The 18,539-nt window shown below is 64.0% G+C and carries 17 protein-coding genes; 9 read left to right on the top strand and 8 right to left on the bottom strand.

The genetic code is table 11. The features are described 5' to 3' along the window. The first annotated feature begins 22 nt into the window (after positions 1-22). The 5 genes from D8W71_RS05490 (at position 23) to fabG (ending at position 5,976) form a co-directional block, all read left to right on the top strand. On the top strand, positions 23-2,053 hold the full coding sequence (locus tag D8W71_RS05490) for a bifunctional aldolase/short-chain dehydrogenase (protein ID WP_121111678.1): 2,031 nt from the start codon (positions 23-25) through the stop codon (positions 2,051-2,053). Then, positions 2,053-3,444, top strand: coding sequence for a rhamnulokinase (locus tag D8W71_RS05495; protein ID WP_121111680.1), 1,392 nt, complete (start codon positions 2,053-2,055; stop codon positions 3,442-3,444). The genes D8W71_RS05490 and D8W71_RS05495 overlap by 1 nt, the downstream gene beginning before the upstream one ends. 22 nt (positions 3,445-3,466) lie before the next feature. Beyond that, positions 3,467-4,402, top strand: coding sequence for a lysophospholipid acyltransferase family protein (locus D8W71_RS05500; RefSeq protein WP_121111682.1), 936 nt, complete (start codon positions 3,467-3,469; stop codon positions 4,400-4,402). Positions 4,403-4,416: 14 nt separating this feature from the next. Further along, positions 4,417-5,151 carry a lysophospholipid acyltransferase family protein gene (locus tag D8W71_RS05505; RefSeq protein WP_121111684.1) on the top strand — a complete coding sequence of 245 codons (735 nt, stop codon included), beginning with the start codon at positions 4,417-4,419 and terminating at the stop codon, positions 5,149-5,151. A 66-nt stretch (positions 5,152-5,217) separates the two neighbouring features. After that, the gene (gene fabG, locus D8W71_RS05510; RefSeq protein WP_121111686.1) at positions 5,218-5,976 is read left to right on the top strand and encodes a 3-oxoacyl-ACP reductase FabG; all 759 of its coding nucleotides are present in this window, start codon (positions 5,218-5,220) and stop codon (positions 5,974-5,976) included. A 127-nt stretch (positions 5,977-6,103) separates the two neighbouring features. On the opposite strand, the gene D8W71_RS05515 is transcribed toward fabG, so the two are convergent. The 4 genes from D8W71_RS05515 to D8W71_RS05530 all read right to left on the bottom strand — a co-directional run bounded on the left by D8W71_RS05515 (position 6,104) and on the right by D8W71_RS05530 (position 10,066). Beyond that, on the bottom strand, positions 6,104-6,997 hold the full coding sequence (locus D8W71_RS05515) for an SDR family oxidoreductase (RefSeq protein WP_121118630.1): 894 nt from the start codon (positions 6,995-6,997) through the stop codon (positions 6,104-6,106). A 208-nt stretch (positions 6,998-7,205) separates the two neighbouring features. Next, positions 7,206-8,051, bottom strand: coding sequence for a 3-hydroxybutyryl-CoA dehydrogenase (locus D8W71_RS05520; protein ID WP_328588824.1), 846 nt, complete (start codon positions 8,049-8,051; stop codon positions 7,206-7,208). Between the two features lie 5 nt (positions 8,052-8,056). Further along, positions 8,057-9,214, bottom strand: a complete 1,158-nt coding sequence (locus D8W71_RS05525; RefSeq protein WP_121111690.1) for an acyl-CoA dehydrogenase — start codon at positions 9,212-9,214, stop codon at positions 8,057-8,059. A 201-nt stretch (positions 9,215-9,415) separates the two neighbouring features. After that, on the bottom strand, positions 9,416-10,066 hold the full coding sequence (locus D8W71_RS05530; RefSeq protein WP_121111693.1) for a TetR family transcriptional regulator: 651 nt from the start codon (positions 10,064-10,066) through the stop codon (positions 9,416-9,418). A 179-nt stretch (positions 10,067-10,245) separates the two neighbouring features. On the opposite strand from D8W71_RS05530, the gene D8W71_RS05535 reads away from it, so the two are divergent. From D8W71_RS05535 to D8W71_RS05550, 4 genes are all read left to right on the top strand, one after another. Further along, a complete protein-coding gene (locus D8W71_RS05535) occupies positions 10,246-11,634 on the top strand; it encodes an FGGY family carbohydrate kinase (RefSeq protein ID WP_121111695.1) in 1,389 nt (462 codons plus the stop codon). Between the two features lie 163 nt (positions 11,635-11,797). After that, positions 11,798-13,288 (top strand): flavin-containing monooxygenase, encoded by a 1,491-nt coding sequence (locus D8W71_RS05540; RefSeq protein ID WP_121111697.1) that lies wholly within the window; start codon positions 11,798-11,800, stop codon positions 13,286-13,288. Next, on the top strand, positions 13,285-14,130 hold the full coding sequence (locus tag D8W71_RS05545; protein ID WP_121111699.1) for an SDR family NAD(P)-dependent oxidoreductase: 846 nt from the start codon (positions 13,285-13,287) through the stop codon (positions 14,128-14,130). The genes D8W71_RS05540 and D8W71_RS05545 overlap by 4 nt, the downstream gene beginning before the upstream one ends. Continuing rightward, a complete protein-coding gene (locus tag D8W71_RS05550; RefSeq protein ID WP_121111701.1) occupies positions 14,127-14,789 on the top strand; it encodes a TetR/AcrR family transcriptional regulator in 663 nt (220 codons plus the stop codon). The genes D8W71_RS05545 and D8W71_RS05550 overlap by 4 nt, the downstream gene beginning before the upstream one ends. 7 nt (positions 14,790-14,796) lie before the next feature. Here D8W71_RS05550 and D8W71_RS05555 read toward each other — a convergent pair whose 3' ends face one another. From D8W71_RS05555 to D8W71_RS05570, 4 genes are read right to left on the bottom strand one after another with little or no spacing between them, the layout of a single operon-like run. Continuing rightward, positions 14,797-15,543: a sulfite exporter TauE/SafE family protein gene (locus tag D8W71_RS05555; RefSeq protein WP_121111703.1), complete on the bottom strand. Its 747-nt coding sequence runs from the start codon at positions 15,541-15,543 to the stop codon at positions 14,797-14,799. Continuing rightward, positions 15,540-16,535 carry an ABC transporter ATP-binding protein gene (locus tag D8W71_RS05560; RefSeq protein ID WP_121111705.1) on the bottom strand — a complete coding sequence of 332 codons (996 nt, stop codon included), beginning with the start codon at positions 16,533-16,535 and terminating at the stop codon, positions 15,540-15,542. The genes D8W71_RS05555 and D8W71_RS05560 overlap by 4 nt, the downstream gene beginning before the upstream one ends. Continuing rightward, positions 16,528-17,550 carry an ABC transporter ATP-binding protein gene (locus D8W71_RS05565; protein WP_121111707.1) on the bottom strand — a complete coding sequence of 341 codons (1,023 nt, stop codon included), beginning with the start codon at positions 17,548-17,550 and terminating at the stop codon, positions 16,528-16,530. Before D8W71_RS05565 ends, D8W71_RS05560 begins: the two co-directional genes overlap by 8 nt. Further along, positions 17,547-18,530, bottom strand: coding sequence for an ABC transporter permease (locus D8W71_RS05570; RefSeq protein WP_121111709.1), 984 nt, complete (start codon positions 18,528-18,530; stop codon positions 17,547-17,549). The genes D8W71_RS05565 and D8W71_RS05570 overlap by 4 nt, the downstream gene beginning before the upstream one ends. Positions 18,531-18,539: the final 9 nt, after the last annotated feature.

Raw genomic sequence — 18,539 nt, forward strand, 5'->3', positions numbered from 1 at the left:
CAGAATCCAGGGAGAATTTCACGTGACGACGATCGACGACTTGATCGCCCGGTCCAACCGATTGGGCGCCGACGCGCGCAATACCAACTACGCGGGCGGAAACACCTCGGCGAAGGGCACCGAAACCGATCCGGTCACCGGTGACGACGTCGAGCTGCTGTGGGTCAAGGGCTCCGGCGGCGACCTCGGTACCTTGAAGCCCGAAGGTCTTGCGGCACTGCGTCTCGACCGAGTACTGGCGCTGAAGAGTGTGTATCCCGGCGTAGAGCGCGAAGACGAGATGGTCGCTGCCTTCGACTACTGCCTGCACGGTAAGGGCGGAGCAGCACCGTCGATCGACACGGCCATGCACGGCCTCGTCGAGGCGAACCACGTAGACCACCTGCACCCCGATTCCGGTATCGCCTTCGCGACGGCAGCCGACGGCGAGGAGCTGACGCGCAAGTGTTTCGGTGATCGCGTCGTATGGGTGCCCTGGCGCAGACCCGGATTCCAGCTCGGCCTCGACATCGCAGCCATCGCAGCGGACAACCCGCAGGCGATCGGCTGCATCCTCGGTGGTCACGGCATCACTGCGTGGGGCGAGACGAGCGAGGAGTCCGAACAGCGATCGCTCGAGATAATCCGGACTGCCGAGCAGTACATCGCAGACAACGGTCGGGTCGATGCTTTCGGCGGAGTTATCGCAGGGTTCGAGGCACTGGACGAGCAATCCCGTCGGGCACGGGCAGCTTCGTTGTTCCCGCTGATCCGCGGTCTCGCGTCCACCGATCGTCCACAGGTCGGCCATTTCGACGACAGTGCGGCCGTACTCGATTTCCTTGCTGCCGAGGAGCATCCGAGGCTTGCGGCACTCGGAACGTCCTGCCCCGATCACTTCCTCCGCACCAAGGTTCGGCCACTGGTTCTCGATCTGCCGCCGACGGCGACAGTGGAGGAGGCATCGGTGCGTTTGAAGGAGTTGCATCAGGTTTATCGCGAGGACTACGCACGCTACTACGACGCGCACGCCGAGGCGGACAGTCCTGCGATGCGCGGCGCCGACCCGGCTATCGTGCTCGTGCCGGGCGTCGGGATGTTCTCGTTCGGTGCCAACAAGCAGACCGCGCGCGTCGCTGGTGAGTTCTACATCAACGCGATCAACGTCATGCGGGGCGCTGAAGCAATCTCGACGTACGCGCCGATCGACGAGCGTGAGAAGTTCAGGATCGAGTACTGGGCACTCGAGGAGGCCAAGCTGGCGCGGATGCCGAAGCCCAAGCCGCTGGCGACACGGGTCGCACTGGTCACCGGCGCGGCGTCGGGAATCGGGAAGGCGATCGCGACGCGTCTGGCCGCGGAGGGCGCATGCGTCGTCATCGCAGATCTGGACGCAGAGAAGGCTGCGGCTGCTGCGGCCGAGATCGGCAACTCCGATGTTGCAGTGGGTATCGCAGCGGACGTCACCGACGAAGGGCAGATCGCCGACGGTTTCGCCGCCGCGGTGTTGGCGTTCGGCGGCGTCGACCTCGTGGTCAACAACGCAGGCCTGTCGATCTCCAAGCCGCTCCTCGAGACGACGGTGCGGGATTGGGATCTGCAGCACGACGTCATGGCCCGCGGCTCGTTCCTCGTCTCACGTGAAGCCGCGCGCATCATGATCGAGCAGGGGCTCGGCGGAGACATCGTCTACATCTCGTCGAAGAACTCGGTGTTCGCCGGTCCCAACAACATTGCGTACTCCGCGACCAAGGCGGACCAGGCGCACCAGGTCCGGTTGCTGGCCGCCGAACTCGGCGAGTACGGCATCCGTGTCAACGGAATCAACCCGGACGGAGTCGTTCGCGGATCGGGGATCTTCGCCGGCGGCTGGGGTGCCAAGCGCGCGGCGGTGTATGGCGTCGAAGAGGCGAAATTGGGCGAATACTACGCGCAGCGCACGCTTCTCAAGCGTGAAGTTCTCCCCGAGCATGTAGCAAACGCTGTGTTCGCGCTGACCGGTGGCGAACTCACCCACACCACCGGACTCCACATCCCGGTGGATGCAGGCGTTGCAGCCGCATTCCTGCGCTGATGGACGCGTTCGCAGCCGTCGACCTCGGTGCGTCGAGCGGGCGGGTGATGCTCGGACGCGTCGAGGACGGGACGGTTCGTCTCGACGAGATCGCCAGGTTCGAGAACCGGCCGGTGCGGTTGAACGGATCGTTGCACTGGAACATTCTCGATCTGTATCAGGGCGTTCTCGACGGTGTGCGCGCGCTCGTTCAGCAGTTGGACGGTGAAACGCTGACGTCGATCGGAATCGACACGTGGGCAGTGGACTACGCGTTGCTGGGTGCGGACGGCGCGATTGTGGGCATTCCGTTCCACTATCGTGACTCCAGGACCGACGGTGATCACGCGGATCTGTTTTCCGTCAACGGAATTGCGCAACTGCCGTTCAACACTGTCTATCAACTGCTGGCAGAGACCGCCGACCGACTGGGCGGTGCCGAGCGCATGCTGATGATCCCGGACCTGCTGGCCTACTGGCTCACCGGCGTAGCCGTCGGCGAGGTGACGAACGCGTCGACGACCGGTCTTCTCGATCCACGGACACGGGAATGGGACCGGGCGTCGGCTGGCAGGTTGGGTCTGAAGGCGGATCTGTTGCCCGCACTCATGTCGCCGGGCGAGACGATAGGCGCCCTCACTGCCGAGGTCGCCGACACGGTCGGGACCGAGACGACAGTGGTAGCCGTCGGGACGCACGACACGGCGTCGGCAATCGTGGCGGTACCTGCCGAATCGTCGAATTTCGCTTATATCGTCTCCGGCACATGGTCTCTCGTCGGCGTGGAGACCACGGACCCGGTTCTGTCGGACGCTGCGAGAGACGGCGGATTCACCAACGAAGCAGGCGTCGACGGCACGGTCCGGTTGTTGCGCAACGTCATGGGCATGTGGCTCGTGCAGGAATCGCTGCGGCAGTGGGAACGTGACGGTAGGCCGCAGTCGCTGACCGACCTTCTGGCGGAGGCGGCGTCGCTCGCCGGTCTCGGAGCCGTCGTCGATCCCGATCTTCCAGTCTTTCTGCCGCCGGGGGACATGGCGTCGCGCATCGCCGAGGAGTGCGCTACCGCGGGTGTCACTGTCCCGTCGACACCTGCGGAGACCATTCGGTGCATTGTGGACAGCCTGGCCGCGGCGTATGCCCGCTCGGTCGATGTTGCGGGTCGACTGGCCGGTATCGACGTCGAGACCGTCCACATCGTCGGCGGGGGATCGCAGAACGAACTGCTGTGTCAATTGACTGCCGATGCGACGGGTCTTCCAGTCGTCGCGGGTCCGATCGAGGGGTCTGCGCTCGGAAACGTCCTGGTTCAGGCGCGGGCTGCAGGCGCGATCACCGGAGGGTTGAAGGAGATGCGCGCCGTCGTGCGCGCGTCGTTCCCGCTGAAGCTCTACTCACCTCGAGGCGCTTGACCTCTGGGGTACGGTGCCAGGTATGAGTGATGCAGATCACCGGAATATCGAACTGCACGATCAAGCTCAGCGACAGGCCGCGGCCGCCCGATTGAAGATGAAGGATCGTCGCGAGCAGCACGAGGGGGGGATGGGGAAATTCGTTGCCGAGCGCGCCGGTGACTGGGATCTAGGGGACCAGAACACCGCCGCGATGGACCGGCAGGTGCGCTTCTGGAAGTTCGTCACCGACCGTTGGTTCCGAATGGAGATCGACGGGTGGGACGAGATACCCGAGGCGCCGGTCCTGGTGGTCGGCGTCCATACCGGAGCGCCGTTCGTATGGGACGCGTGGACCGTCGGTGCTCAGTGGTGGCGTCACTTCGGGGAGAAGCGCACATTGCACGGCACCGCGCACGATGCGCTGATGGCATTCCCGATCATCGGGAAGGTGTTCCGGTCGATGGGCGTGCTCCCGGCCGCTCCGGATTCGATGGCCACTGCTCTGGCCGAGGGGCGCGACGTGATCGTGTGGCCGGGCGGCGAGGTCGATTCGCTGCGGCCGTGGACCGAACGCGATGTCGCAACTCTGGGCGGCCGAACAGGTTTCGTGAAGATGGCCATTCGGATGGGAGTTCCGATCGTGCCCGTGGCGACCGTCGGCGGTGCCGATGCGATGCCGGTCCTTGTACGAGGGGACACGCTGGCGCGCGTGCTCAGGCTGGACCGCATCGCGCGACTCAAGGTATTTCCGATCGCGCTGTCGCTGCCGTGGATCATCGCGCCCGCCGCGTTGCCGCAGATTCCGCTGCCCGCCAAGATCAGGACCCGGTTCATGCCGCCGATCACCGTCGACCACGACCCGGCACTGTGCGATGACGAAGACTACGTCGAGGCCAAATACGAGGAGGTTCGTCAGCGTATCCAGAGCGGGATGGATGCCCTCGCAAGGAAGCGGCGGTTTCCGATCTTCGGGTAGCTAAGCTGCATCTCATGGATCGACCCGCAGTAATTCTGGAGAACGACGAAACCGTCTACGACTTCTACCTGCGCCATCAGCAGAACCGTCAGGTGGCGAGGCTCGCGTACGCGACGCTGGCCCGGCGCTTCAAGCCTCGGCTCAGCTATCCGGGTACTGCCCGGGAAGAGCTACGCAGGCTTGTCTACGACGACACGCGATTGATCATTGCCGTCAACCATCTGTCGGAAACCGACCCGTACACCGTCGCAGCCACCGCGTGGGCGAGTCCGCTGCGGCCCGTCATCGGGAGGACTCGTGTGCTCGCCAAGGACGAGCTGTTTCAGGAACCGAAACAGCGGAAGCGGATCGACATGATGGGCGGCATCCCCGTCTTCCGCGGCAAGAACCACGGCATGCGCGCGGTCAGCGCGGCGGGCAACAGAATGATGGATGTGAGCGCCGAGCGTGTCAGGCGCGGGGACAACTTGGCCGTGTTTCCAGAAGGAACCTGCAACCTCGAGGATCCGACACAGGTTCAAAAGGTAGGCAGCGGCATCGGCCACATCATCTCCCGCGTCAGAGCTCTCGGCGTCGAACCCGTGTTGATCTGCATCGGGCTCAGCTACGGGACACCACAGACACTCAAAGGCGCGAGCGTCTACATCGACGAGCCGATCACCGATCTACCCGAGAAACCGCTGCACATCACGCGCACGGTCGCGCAGGGAATGCAGAAGGCGCTCGACGGCGCAGTGGCCGCCTACTGAGCGGTAGCTCGGTGTTGGTAGAACAGTTCTAGAGGTTCCATCGTTTCGCAACTTCAGGAGAAGCCAGTGAGTGATGCAGTGAAGACAGCCGTAGTGACCGGTAGCGCCCGAGGAATCGGAGCCGCTGTGGCGAAACGCTTGGCGAAGGACGGATTCGGAGTTGCCGTCGTCGACCTCGACGAAGCGGCGTGTTCCGACACCGTCGACGCCATCAAGTCCGCGGGCGGTCAGGCCGTCGCCATCGGTGCCAACGTCGCCGACGAAGAGTCCGTGAAGACGGCTGTCGATCGCATCGCCACCGAGTTCGGTGCTCCCACCGTGCTGATCAACAACGCAGGTATCACCCGCGACAACCTGCTGTTCAAGATGACCGTCGAGGATTGGGACTCCGTGCTCGGGGTTCACCTGCGCGGATCGTTCTTGATGACCCGCGCGATCCAGAAGCACATGATCGACGCCAAGTGGGGCCGCATCGTCAACCTGTCGAGCACCTCGGCACTCGGCAACCGCGGTCAGGCCAACTACTCGGCCGCCAAGGCAGGCATGCAGGGATTCACCAAGACCCTCGCGATCGAGCTCGGCAAGTTCGGCGTCACCGCCAACGCCATCGCGCCGGGGTTCATCGAAACCGAGATGACCGCAGCAACAGCCGAGCGCGTCGGCGTTCCGTTCGAGGATTTCAAAGCCGCTGCTGCGTCACAGATTCCGGTCAATCGCGTCGGAAATCCCGACGACATCGCGCACCTGGCGTCCTTCTTCGTCAGTGAAGGCGCGGGATTCATCTCCGGTCAGGTCGTGTACGCCGCGGGTGGACCGAAGGATTGATGCGGCTTCGCCTCCCGTGCGTGCGTAGTTACCGCCCGACGTAATTACCCACGCACGACCCTCGGCCCTTGTCGTGCGTGGGTAATTTCTGCCCGCGGTAATTACCCACGCACGGGCGCGGGAGTGCCTACGGCGTCGGCATCCCGCCGTTGACGTTGAGCGTCTCGCCCGTCACGTACCCGGATTCGGCCGAGGACAAGTAGACGTACGCACCTGCAAGTTCCGCTGGTTGTCCGGCGCGTCCGATCGGTGTTTCCTTGCCGAAGTCGGGAAGCGCTGACGTCGGTTGGCCGCCCGACGCCTGCAACGGCGTCCAGAACGGACCTGGCGCTACGACATTCACGCGAATTCCCTTCGGCGCCAATTGCTGCGCGAGGGCTTTGCTCATGGTGTTGATGGCCATCTTCGTCGTCGCGTAGTCCACCAGACCGGGTGACGGAGTGTATGCCTGGATGGAGCTGGTGTTGACGATTGTCGAGCCGGGGGGCATGTGCGGAACGGCTTCCTGGATGGTCCAGAACAGTGCGTAGACGTTGGTCTTGAACGTAGCGTCGAACTGCTCCGAGGTGAGATCGGCCAAATCCTCGACAAACTGTTGCTTGCCCGCGACGGTGACCAGTAGGTCGATTCCACCGAGCTCGTCGACGGTGGTGCGGACTATCCCGCGCGCGGCCTGCTCGTCGGTGATGTCGGCAGGCGCGAGTACCGCCTTGCGGCCTGCATCGCGTATCAGCTCCGCAACCTCCTGGGCGTCCTTTTCCTCGGACGGAAGGTAATTCAGCACGACGTCAGCGCCCTCACGCGCCAAAGCGATTGCGGCTGCTCGCCCGATCCCCGAATCTGCTCCGGTGACAAGAGCTTTGCGCCCGACGAGCCTGTCGGTGCCGCGGTAGGTCTGTTCGCCGTGATCGGCCGCAGGCTCCAGCTCGGCAGCAAGACCTGGCGGATCCTGATGCTGCTCGGGGTAGCCCTCCTGGCGATACTGCGTCACAGGATTGGTGAAGGTGAATTGGTCCGTCATGTTCGGTGCGTCTCCCTGCATGGGGTGGATGCGAACCGTTGTCTCGATTCTGTACCCCTGCTGCTTTCCCGGGAGGAGTCCGTCGCAAACCGCTCGAAGGGTCCATTCGTAGGGATGGACAGCGTGAGGGTGACATCCGAGCGAGCGGACCAGAACACAGGAATGGGCCGCAGCAACCGGCTACGGCCCATTCGAGGTGCTTGGTTGGTCAGTACGTGTAGAAGCCCTGACCTGTCTTGCGGCCGAGTTGGCCGGCGTCGACTTTGCGCCGAAGCAAGGGCGGCGGCGCGAAGTGCGGTTCACCGAACTCGGCGTACAGCGATTCGGCGACGGCGAGGGTGACGTCGAGCCCGACGGTGTCGGTGAGCTTCAACGGCCCCATCGGGTGGGCGCAGCCGTTGACCATGCCCTCGTCGATGTCCTCGGCGCTGGCGAAACCGGACTCGAACATCCGAATTGCCGACACCAGGTACGGGATGAGCAGAGCGTTGACAATGAAGCCTGCACGGTCACCCGAACGGATAGTCTTCTTGCCCAATGTATTTCCAGCGTAGTCGGTGACCGCGGCGACGGTCTCCTCTCTGGTGACGAGGCTGACGACGATTTCCACCAACGGTAACACCGGGACCGGGTTGAAGAAGTGGACGCCGACGACCTGGCCGGGGCGCTTCGTTGCGTTGGCCATCTTGATGACCGGAATGGACGAGGTGTTGGTCGCCAGAATGCCCTCGGGCTTGACGATCGCGTCGAGCTTGCCGAACAGGTCCAGCTTCAGCGACTCGATCTCCGGAGCTGCTTCGACGACGAGGTCGCGGTCCGCGAAATCGTTGATGTCGAGCGTCAACGTGATTGCTGCACGGGCCTTCTCGGCCGCATCGGCTTCGATTCGACCGGACTTGACGGCACGCGCGAAGGACTTGTCCAGACGGGCCTCGGCTGCGTCGGCGGCGGCCTGGCTGGTTTCGAGGACTATGACGGACGAGCCGGAACGTGCAGCAATCTCGGCTATCCCTGCGCCCATCGTGCCACCGCCGATGACGCCTACGAGTTCGATGTTGCTCATTTGAGCAGCGCCCGGGACATCACGACGCGCTGAATCTGGTTGGTGCCCTCGTAGATCTGGGTGATCTTGGCGTCGCGCATCATGCGCTCGACCGGGAAGTCGGTGGTGTAACCGGCGCCACCGAACAGCTGGACGGCGTCGGTGGTGACCTCCATTGCCACATCCGATGCGAAGCACTTGGATGCAGCCGAGATGAATCCGAGGTTCTTCTCTCCGCGCTCGGCGCGAGCAGCAGAGGTGTAGACCATGAGGCGAGCAGCCTCGACCTTCATCGCCATGTCGGCCAACATGAACTGCACGGCCTGGAAGCTGGAGATCGACTGCCCGAACTGCTTGCGGTCCTTGGTGTATGCGATTGCGGCATCGAGCGCGCCCTGGGCGAGGCCCACTGCCTGTGCACCGATGGTGGGACGGGTGTGGTCGAGCGTCTGCAGCGCGGTCTTGAAGCCCGTGCCAGGAGCACCGATGATGCGGTCGCCGGGGATCTTGCAGTTCTCGAAGTACAGCTCGGCCGTCGGGGAGCCCTTGATACCGAGCTTCTTCTCCTTGGGTCCGACGACGAATCCCTCGTCGTCCTTGTGCACGACGAACGAGCTGATGCCGTTGGCGCCCTTGTCGGGATCCGTGACGGCCATGACCGTGTACCAATCGGACCTGCCGCCGTTGGTGATCCAACACTTGGAGCCGTTGAGGATCCAATCGTCACCGTCCGCCTTCGCGCGGGTGCGCATGCTCGCGGCATCGGAGCCCGCTTCGCGCTCGGACAATGCATACGACGCCATCGCGCCACCCGCGAGCGACGGGAGGACCTGCTTCTTCAGCTCGTCCGAGCCGTTGAGGATCAGGCCCATGGTGCCGAGCTTGTTGACCGCGGGGATGAGCGAAGACGAGCCGCAGACGCGCGCAACCTCTTCGATCACAATGCAGGTCGCAACCGAATCGGCACCCTGGCCGTCGTACTCCTCGGGAACGTGAATGGCGTTGAAGCCCGAGTTGTTGAGGGCTGTCAGCGCCTCGTCGGGGAAGCGAGCATCCTCGTCGACGGCCTTTGCGTGCGGCGCGATCTCCTTCTCGGCGAGCGCGCGGATGGCTGCGCGGAGCTCGTTGTGCTCCTCCGGCAACTGGAACAAGTCGAAATCAGGATTTCCGGCCATGGTGCGACTCTCCTACAGGATCGACGGTGATTCTGGGCGGCACTCAGTGCCACGGATGCCTCCAGGATAGCGAGCCTTGCCGACGAAAACAAGGTGTGATGGCACTCGGTGCCAGCTTGCGTTCGTCGTGATCGCTTGGATGGTCCATTCATACGGTCAGATGGCGTGGAAGGTCCATTCAAGCGATGACCCGACGGGGGCCTACTCCAGGTGCTCGGCCAAGGCGTCGGCGATGGTCTGGCGTGAGGAGCCCCGGGGAAACACCGCGACGACGACGTCTTCCTTGCCTCGACCGAATCCGGCTCTGAGCTGCGTCAATGCCGCCTGTAGATCCTCGGGCGCGGTACCGACCCCGTCGCGGATCATGCGTCGTAGAACGTAGTTGTGGGTTGCGGTCACCGAAGCACAGAACTGGATCGTTTCGAGCGGAGAGTGGTCGGGGACCGCGGCGCGAAGGTAATCGACGAAGAGGCGTTCGTACCGGAACACCGTGACGATCTCACGATCCCGAAGCGCCGGATTGAGGTGCACCACCTGATAGCGGAGGCGTGCATATTCCTTCCATCCCGAGAACCGGTCGAACACGAGTTGCGCAGCATCGCAGACGGCAATCCAGGGATCGGGGTGCTCGCGGCCGAGGAACTCGGCGGCGTGTGCGAGGAGAATCTCGTGGTCGGCGAAGATGACGTCGTCCTTGCCGCGAAACTGGCGAAAGAACGTACGACGCGAGATGCCCGACGCCTCCGCGATGTCGTCGACCGAGGTGGCGTCGTAACCCTTGGCGGCGAACAGGTCGAGCGCTTCCTTGGCTACGGCGAGACGGAACGCGTCGGGGTCCTCTGAATCTCGCATAGCTCAAGAAAGTAGTCCAGATGTGCCGGGATCGGCCACCGAGCCGAGCCTTGCCGTATTGCGGCGAACCCGTGAGCATCTGCTCGAGCACCGCGCTTGGAGTCGATGTCGGTCCCCGGTGAGCATGGGGGCGGTAGGGTCGAGCAGGGGATACGAACAGTCTCGAAAGGATTGAACTCTTGGCGCTCGTCGCGGGAATCGACTCGTCCACCCAGTCGTGCAAAGTCTTTGTGCGCGATGCTGATTCGGGTGAGGTAGTCCGTAAGGGGCGCGCCAGGCACCCGGACGGTACCGAAATCGGTCCCACTGTCTGGAAGGCCGCTCTCGAGACAGCAATCGAAGAGGCTGGAGGCTTGGACGACGTCGATGCAGTCGCGGTCGGTGCACAGCAGCACGGCATGATCTGCCTCGACGACAAAGGTGAGGTCGTGCGCCCGGCCTTGCTGTGGAACGACAACCGGTCGGCGTCGTCCGGTGCGGATCTGGTCGCGGAGTTGGGTGCTCAGGCATGGGCGGACGCGGTTGGGGTAGTTCCCGTTGCATCCATCACCGTGTCCAAGCTGCGGTGGCTAGCCGACAACGAGCCCGACAACGCCGACCGGACTGCCGCAGTGTGTCTTCCGCACGACTGGCTCAGTTGGCAGCTCGGGGGCGCGTCTGGACTGGACTCCCTGGCCACCGACCGCGGGGACGCCAGCGGAACCGGCTACTACTCGGCCGGCACGAACAGCTATCGCAACGACCTTCTCGAGCTGGGGATGCGTGGGCGGACGCCCGGATTGCCGCGCGTGGTCGGGCCGTTCGACCGAATCGGGGAGACCTCGTCGGGCGCGCTGATCGGGCCTGGCACCGGCGACAACGCCGCCGCGGCGCTCGGGCTCTCGGCGGGTGTGGGTGATGTCGTTGTCTCGGTGGGCACTTCGGGTGTTGTCTCGGCGGTCACCGACGTCGCCGCAGCCGACCCGTCGGGAATCATCGCAGGTTTCGCCGACGCGACAGGTCGACAGCTTCCTTTGGTGTGCACGTTGAATGCGGCGCGCGTTCTCGATGCGACGGCCTCGCTGCTGGGGGTCGACCATGATCAGCTCTCTCGCCTTGCGCTGTCCACTTCGAGTGAGGGATTGGTGCTCATTCCGTACCTCGAAGGCGAGCGCACCCCCAACCGACCCGACGCATCCGGCGCGATTCACGGCCTGCGACTGGGTAATTCGACGCCAGGCCATCTGGCGCGCGCAGCGATCGAAGGACTCCTGTGCGGACTGGCCGACGGAATCGATGCGCTTCGTGCTGCGGGCGTCGAGACGCGGCGTGTGCTGCTGATCGGCGGCGGCGCGAAATCGGCGGCCCTGCGCGAGCTGGCCCCGGCGATCCTCGGTGTGCCCGTCGTCGTCCCCGAGCCCGGTGAATACGTCGCCGACGGGGCCGCACGACAAGCAGCATGGGCACTCGCAGGCACACCCGAGCCGCCGAAGTGGGCGTCGGCGCCTGCTCGTACGTACGAGGCGGACCCCACCCCCGCGATCCGGGAACGGTACGCAGAGGTCAGAGATCTGACCGAAGGCGCCTGACTGGCGTTTCGAGCGCGGGGACCCCGAACCGTGGGGAACCGAACCGTAAGGCCCAGTCGCGCGACAGTCGTCAGTCGGTCGACCATTGCGGAATCACGCGTCATCACTTTAAATGTGATGACGCGCATCATCGGTTGTCGCGTGGTGCCGGGAGGGGCGAGGGATGCACGTACATTCAGTAGTGATCATCGGGAGCGGCTTCGGTGGTCAGTGCGCAGCGAAAGCGCTGCTCGATCGAGGCATCGACGATCTGGTCATCCTCGAGAGGCGATCGTTTCTCGGGGGGACGTGGCGACAGAATCGATATCCGGGTGCAGCGGTGGACGTGCAGAGCCCGTTGTACTCGATAGCGTCCGAGCCGTTCGAATGGACGCGTATGTTCGCCGAGCGGGAGGAGCTCGAGCGCTACACCGACCACGTACTCGAGTCGAACGGGCTGCCCGCGCGGACGCATTCCGACACGAACGTTCAAAGAATCGAGTGGTCCGGAGACCATTGGAAGATCACGACATCGCGCGGTGACTACGCAGCGAAATTCGTGGTGAACGCATCGGGCCCCCTCAGCACTCCCGTCGTACCACCGTTTCCCGGCCGTGAGCGATTCCAGGGCACTCAGTTCCACACCAACGACTGGGACACGGACTTCGACCACGCCGGAAAGCGTGTCGCGATCATCGGCAGTGGGGCCAGCGCCGCACAGGTCATTCCCGCGATCGCACCCGACGTGAAGCACCTGCACGTCTTTCAGCGCACACCGCACTGGGTGATGCCGCGCAACGACCGCGAATTCACCCCACTGCAGCGCAGATTACTGCGCGTGGAACCGATCCGGAGGCTCGTGCGCTCGGCGATCTACTGGAGTCTCGAGACTCGAATCATCGGCTTCAAGTATTCACGACGTGCCCTGAAGGCAGTGGCCCAGCGTGCTGCGTTGAAACACTTGGCAACTCAGGTGCCCGACGCGGACCTGCGGGCGCAGCTCACTCCCGACTACCTCATCGGCTGCAAGCGAGTGATTCTGTCCGACACGCTGTACCCGTCGCTGGGCGCGCCGAACGTCACCCTGCACGACAAGAACGACGGAATTGCCGAGATCACCGAGACAGGTGTCGTCACCACCTCGGGCGAACACCTCGACATCGATCTCCTTGTGTGGTCCACCGGATACGACGCCACCGACGGCGTCATCTCCTACCCGGTGATCGGCCGCGATGGCCGCGCATTGTCGGACATCTGGAACCCCTACCCGCGGGCCTATCTGGGCACGACTGTTCCAGGATTCCCCAATCTGTTCATCGTGACTGGACCGAACACCGGAATTGGGCACACGTCCGCGATTTTCCTCATCGAGGCGCAGATGGAGTACATCGTGCGAGCCGTCGACGCGGTACGGAAGGCCGGTGCCGTCGCGGTAGAAGTCACCTCCGCTGCGGAACAGGACTACACCGACAGGATTCACCGCGACATGGAGGGCACTGTGTGGAAGGACGGCGGCTGCCACAGCTGGTACCAGTCGCGGTCCGGGCACGTCGTGGCGATGTTTCCGGGATTCAGCTTCACGTTTCGGCGTTGGGCCAAGCGGTTCCAACCGACCGCGCACACGCTTCACATGGCACCCACGGGGGCGGCCGCACAGGACGAGGTATCGGCATGAAAGACCATTCCGGGCAGGTCGTTCTGATCACTGGCGCGGCCGGGGGGATCGGCGCAGCAGTGGCCGCAGCGCTTCATCGCCGCGGGGCATTTCTCGTGCTGGTCGATGTCGACTCGTCCGACCTCGACGGGGTAGCAGCGGCACTTGGCAACGACCGAGTGGCCACCGCCTACGCGGACGTAACGCAGCGTGAGCAGTTGGATGCCGCAGTTGCTACTGCACTGTCGACCTTCGGTCGTCTCGACGTCGTGCTGGCGAATGCCGGGATCTCCAGTGGCGCAAAGGCGTCGACCATTCGTTCGGCGGAGGACGGGACTTTCGAAAGAGTCATCGGCGTCAACCTCCTCGGGGTGTGGAACACGGTCCGAGCCGCACTGCCGCATATCGTCGAATCCGGTGGGTACATCCTGCTGACCTCGTCGACGTATGCGTATCTCAACGGTCTCGCCAATGCGCCGTATGCGGCCTCGAAAGCCGCTGTCGAGCAGCTGGGTCGAGCGCTGCGGACCGAATTGGCGGGCACCGATGCCACGGCTGGAGTTCTCTATCCGGGGTGGGTGTCGACGCCTATCGCCGACGTCGCGTTCGGTGGAGACGACATCGCGACAGCGCTTGTCGCCAAGGCATTCCCGACGGTACTGCGGCGGCCCATCTCGACCGAAAAGCTTGCGCGTGGGGTAGTGCGGGGGATCGAGCGTCGAGCACCGCGTATTCAGGTACCCGGACGATGGATTCCGATTTCGCTTCTCAGGGGAATCGTCAACCCCGTCTCCGACGCGCTACTGGGTCGAGACGCCGACATCATCCGTCTCACACAAGAACTCGATGAGCGCAGGACATGACCACGGACTCGGAGACGTCCGGACGGGCATACGGCGGCGAGAGCGCTGAGGATCGCGACGAGCGGCGCCGCAGGCAGCTGCTGGACGCAGGACTGCGGGTGTTCGGCAGCGTTGGCTATCGAGCAGCGACGGTTCGCGGTCTGTGTCGCGAAGCCAAGGTCGCCGATCGACACTTCTACCAGTATTTCGATAGGACCGAAGATCTGCTCCTCGCCGTCTACGGCGAATGCATTGCACACCTGACAGAGTCGATTTCCCACGCACTGGCGGGCCTCGGCGACGGCAGTGATATCGGGACGGTCGTCGGACGAGGTCTCGACGCACTGTTCGAGTGCGTCGAGGACCCGCACCTCGCGAGAGTGGTCTGGATCGAGGTGCTCGGGGTCAGTCCCAGCGTCGAACGGACGTACCTCAGTGCAATGAAGAACTTCGGTTCGCTGATGCTCGAATATCTCCGCGCATTCGAGACCGATCTTGCATCGGGCCGCGACGTCGACCTCGATCTCCTCGCGGCCGCAGCGGTCGGCGGAATCAGCCACACGGCGATGGCGTGGTTTGCGAGTGAGTATGCGGCCGAACGTCGGATCGTCGTCGCGACCACTACAGCGTTCCTCAGCAGCATCGTCGTACCGCTGACCGCACACTCGCAACGCCGCTGAAGGCGCTTCACGTGGCGCGGAGCGCCCACAGCTGCTGGCCGATGAGAACGACGGCTCCGATGGTGGAGACCGTGATGGCGGTGAGGCGAAGCCTGCGCTTGTCCATCACGCGGTTGACGAACCTCGACAGTACGTAGCCGAGAATCGTCGCTGGGGCCAGCAGCACGAACAGCAACGCGGTGTGCCGGTCCACAGCCCCGGCCACCGCGAGCGCTGCGAGCGACATGATCGAGCCGACGAGAAAGAACGCGCTCATCGTGCTGCGCAGTTTGGCGCCGGTGTTGCGTTGCCACACCAGCGCCATCGGTGGTCCGCCGATCGATGTCGCCGTACCCAGCAACCCGGATGCCGCTCCGGCCACGACGAGATTCCTTTTGCGGGGCAGGGGGATCCACCCGAACGACGTCAGTGCGATGCCGAAGAGAACCACCCCGGCCAGCATCAACGCCAAGCCTCGTTCCGGAAGTAGCACCAAGAGCAACGCTCCTGCGATGGTGCCCGGAATTCTCCCGGCCAGAGCCCAACTGGCCCCGGACAGATCAAGCGATCCCCCTTCCCGCACCAGAACGAGAGTGCTCACGAGGATCGCCAGCATGATCAGGGTGCCGGGCACCAAACTTGGATCGACGATGGCAACGATCGGGGCGGCAAGCATGCCCATGCCGAACCCGATCGACGCCTGCATGCAGGACGCGAAGAAGATTGCCAGCGCGACGACGACGAACCCCGTCGTGCTGATGTGGGCAGCATTCATGCTCCCGCGGCGACCAAACCGAGATTGCCTGAGACGAGTGGGTAGTGGCACTCGGCCATGTGGTCGGCCTCGTCGCGATCGAGAGCAACGGGAGGTGCATCCGACGCGCACAGATCCGTGGCCTTCCAGCATCGTGTCCGGAATCGGCAGCCCGACGGCGGGTTGAGCGGTGACGGCACCTCGCCCTTCAGCAGGATGCGCTCCCCTCGCGAGGCAGCGTCGAGCTTCGGTGCGGCGGACATCAGCGCTGCGGAGTACGGATGGCTCGGACGATCGAAGACCGCGTCCGTTGCACCGGACTCGACAATCCGGCCGAGGTACATCACAGCCACCCGGTCGGCGACGTGACGAACCACCGACAGATCGTGAGAGATGAACACGTAGGAGATGCCGAGCTGTTTCTGGAGGTCGTTCAGCAAGTTGAGGACCTGCGCTTGGACCGAGAGATCCAGCGCGGACACCGGCTCGTCGCAGATGATCACATCGGGGTTGAGAGCCAGCGCACGCGCGATACCGAGGCGTTGACGCTGACCGCCCGAAAACTCCTGCGGGAAGCGGTTCTCGTCGCTCGGGCGAAGGCCGACCAGATGTAGCAGCTCACGCACGCGGGCCGAGCGGTCTCGACGAGTCTTGTACAGACTCTTGTGGCTCCGCCACGGTTCGCTGATGATGTCACCTGCATTCATGCGCGAGTTGAGCGAGCCGTAGGGGTCCTGGAAGACCATCTGAACCCGTCGTCGAAAACCGAGCAGCTCCTTGCCCTTGAGTGAGAAGGGGTCGACGCCGTCGAAATCGACAGTTCCGGAATCCGGTCGCTCCAACATCATCAGCGTGCGTGCGAGAGTGGATTTGCCACAACCCGATTCGCCGACGAGGCCGAGTGTCTCACCTTTGCGCAGGTCCAGATCGATGGCGTCGAGCGCGCGGAGATTGCCGCCGCCGACCTTGAAGGTCTTGTTCAAGCCACGGACCGTGAGCAGCTGATCAGACATTGGAGGACACCTCGTTCGGGAAATGGCAAGCGGACAGCCGTCCGTCACCTACAGGTTCGAGTGCGGGACGCTGCGTGACGCAGATGTCCCTGGCCAGTGGGCATCGGGCTTGGTAGACACAACCGTCGGGAATGGAGTGCAAGTCCGGCGGGGTGCCGCCGATGGATTTGAGGTCCTCACCTCGGACGGCATGCACCGGAACCGAATCGAGCAGACCCTTCGTGTACGGGTGACGAGGTGATCCGAAAACCTCGGAAACCAAGCCAGTTTCGACGACGTTGCCCGCGTACATGATGGCGACGCGGTCGGCTTCCTCCGCGACGAGAGCCAGGTCGTGGGTGATGAGCACGACGGCCATGTCGTGTTCTGTTCTGAGGTCCCTGAGCAGTGCCATGATCTGTGCTTGCACGGTGACGTCGAGGGCGGTCGTCGGCTCGTCCGCGAGAAGAACCGAAGGACTGAGCGCGACGGCCATTGCGATCAGCAGACGCTGGCGCATACCGCCGGAGAACTGGTGCGGGTACGAGTCGACGCGTTCCTCCGGCTGAGGAATCCCGACGCGCGCCATCAGCGAGATGGACTCTTGGCGCGCCTCTTTCGCTGATAGTCCGCGATGGATGCGGAACGGCTCGGCCAGCTGCGTCCCGACGGTGTAGACCGGGTTGAGTGCCGTCAGGGCGTCCTGGAAGACGATGGCCAGTTCGGTGGCCGCGATGTGGCGTCGTACCTTGTTCTTGGCAGTGACGAGGTCGATATCGCCGAGTTCGACGGAACCGTCGGTGATGTCGGCGATCGGCTCGAGCAGTCCGACGACTGCCTGTGCCGTCATCGACTTGCCGCAGCCGGATTCGCCGAGCAGAGCGAGTGTTTCGCCGCGACGAGCACTGAAGCTGACGTGATCGACGGCCCTGATAACTCCCGACGGTGTCCGTAGATCGACTGTCAGATTCCGCACGTCCATGGCGATGCGGTCGGTATCGGGGCTCTTCTCCCTGGCAGGCGCGGGTGCACTCATGAGACGACCTTTCGGACAGGAAAGAGGCGGGACCTCTTCGAGCGGGGGACGTTGAGACGCCAACGCTGGGCTGGGTCGGTGGCGATGCGCGCCCAGGCTGCGAGCACGGTGGCGGACACGGTGGTGAGCACGATAGCGAGGCCAGGGAAGAACGAGAGCCACCATGCGGTCTGCAGGTAGGTGCGGCCCTGAGCGACCATCAGACCCCAGCTCACATCGGGTGGCTGAATGCCGATGCCGAGGAAGCTGAGCGACGATTCCGCGAGCATGACGAAGCAGAAGTCGAGGGTTGCGACTGTCAGCAACGTAGGCAGCAGAATCGGTGCCACGTGTCGTCTGATCACTGCTCCGCTCGACGCTCCGAACGTGCGGGCTGCGTCGACGAACAGGCGGCTCTGCAGTTCGGCCGACTCGGCGCGAGCCGTGCGCAGGTAGATCGGGATGCGCGTGATGGCAAGAACCAGGACGATGTTGGCGGCGCTCGGGGAGAAGACGTACAGCACGACAACGGCCATGAGCAGGGAAGGGAAACTCATGATGACGTCGGCGACACGCATTGCCGAGGTCTCACGCCAGCCTCGGTGGTAGCCGGCCCACATACCGATCATGGACCCGATGATCGCTGACAGAACAACTGCGGGGATAGCAACCGACAGTGTCGTCCGGCACGCGACGATCAACCGCGCCAACATGCTTCGGCCGAGCGGGTCGGTGCCGAGCACATTCATCCAGCCGGTGTCGAGATTGAACGGAGGCAGATTGGAACGATCGAGATCCTGGTCGGTGGCGGCGTCGCCGATGATCATCGGACCGAAGATGGCCGTCAGGAAGACGATGACGAGAATTCCGGCTGCGACGGTGGCGACACGGTCACGCAGCAGCAGCTTCCACAGAGGCGCCGAACTCTTCCGCGATACCGCCGTGGCTGGCGGAACATCCTCGGGCTCGGAGGTTTTGGGTGCTTCGAAGTCGAGTGACATGATCGGTGG

Source organism: Rhodococcus sp. P1Y, assembly GCF_003641205.1.
Lineage (GTDB): Bacteria > Actinomycetota > Actinomycetes > Mycobacteriales > Mycobacteriaceae > Rhodococcoides.

Bases quoted from the DNA above. Each gene is read 5' to 3' on its own strand.
- D8W71_RS05515 (WP_121118630.1), bottom strand. From the start codon at position 6,997: ATGACGGACCAATTCACCTTCACCAATCCTGTGACGCAGTATCGCCAG.
- D8W71_RS05530 (WP_121111693.1), bottom strand. From the start codon at position 10,066: ATGCGAGATTCAGAGGACCCCGACGCGTTCCGTCTCGCCGTAGCCAAG.
- D8W71_RS05555 (WP_121111703.1), bottom strand. From the start codon at position 15,543: ATGAATGCTGCCCACATCAGCACGACGGGGTTCGTCGTCGTCGCGCTG.
- D8W71_RS05540 (WP_121111697.1), top strand. From the start codon at position 11,798: ATGCACGTACATTCAGTAGTGATCATCGGGAGCGGCTTCGGTGGTCAG.
- D8W71_RS05545 (WP_121111699.1), top strand. From the start codon at position 13,285: ATGAAAGACCATTCCGGGCAGGTCGTTCTGATCACTGGCGCGGCCGGG.
- D8W71_RS05500 (WP_121111682.1), top strand. From the start codon at position 3,467: ATGAGTGATGCAGATCACCGGAATATCGAACTGCACGATCAAGCTCAG.
- D8W71_RS05525 (WP_121111690.1), bottom strand. From the start codon at position 9,214: ATGGCCGGAAATCCTGATTTCGACTTGTTCCAGTTGCCGGAGGAGCAC.
- D8W71_RS05570 (WP_121111709.1), bottom strand. From the start codon at position 18,530: ATGTCACTCGACTTCGAAGCACCCAAAACCTCCGAGCCCGAGGATGTT.
- D8W71_RS05560 (WP_121111705.1), bottom strand. From the start codon at position 16,535: ATGTCTGATCAGCTGCTCACGGTCCGTGGCTTGAACAAGACCTTCAAG.
- D8W71_RS05565 (WP_121111707.1), bottom strand. From the start codon at position 17,550: ATGAGTGCACCCGCGCCTGCCAGGGAGAAGAGCCCCGATACCGACCGC.
- D8W71_RS05550 (WP_121111701.1), top strand. From the start codon at position 14,127: ATGACCACGGACTCGGAGACGTCCGGACGGGCATACGGCGGCGAGAGC.
- D8W71_RS05495 (WP_121111680.1), top strand. From the start codon at position 2,053: ATGGACGCGTTCGCAGCCGTCGACCTCGGTGCGTCGAGCGGGCGGGTG.
- D8W71_RS05505 (WP_121111684.1), top strand. From the start codon at position 4,417: ATGGATCGACCCGCAGTAATTCTGGAGAACGACGAAACCGTCTACGAC.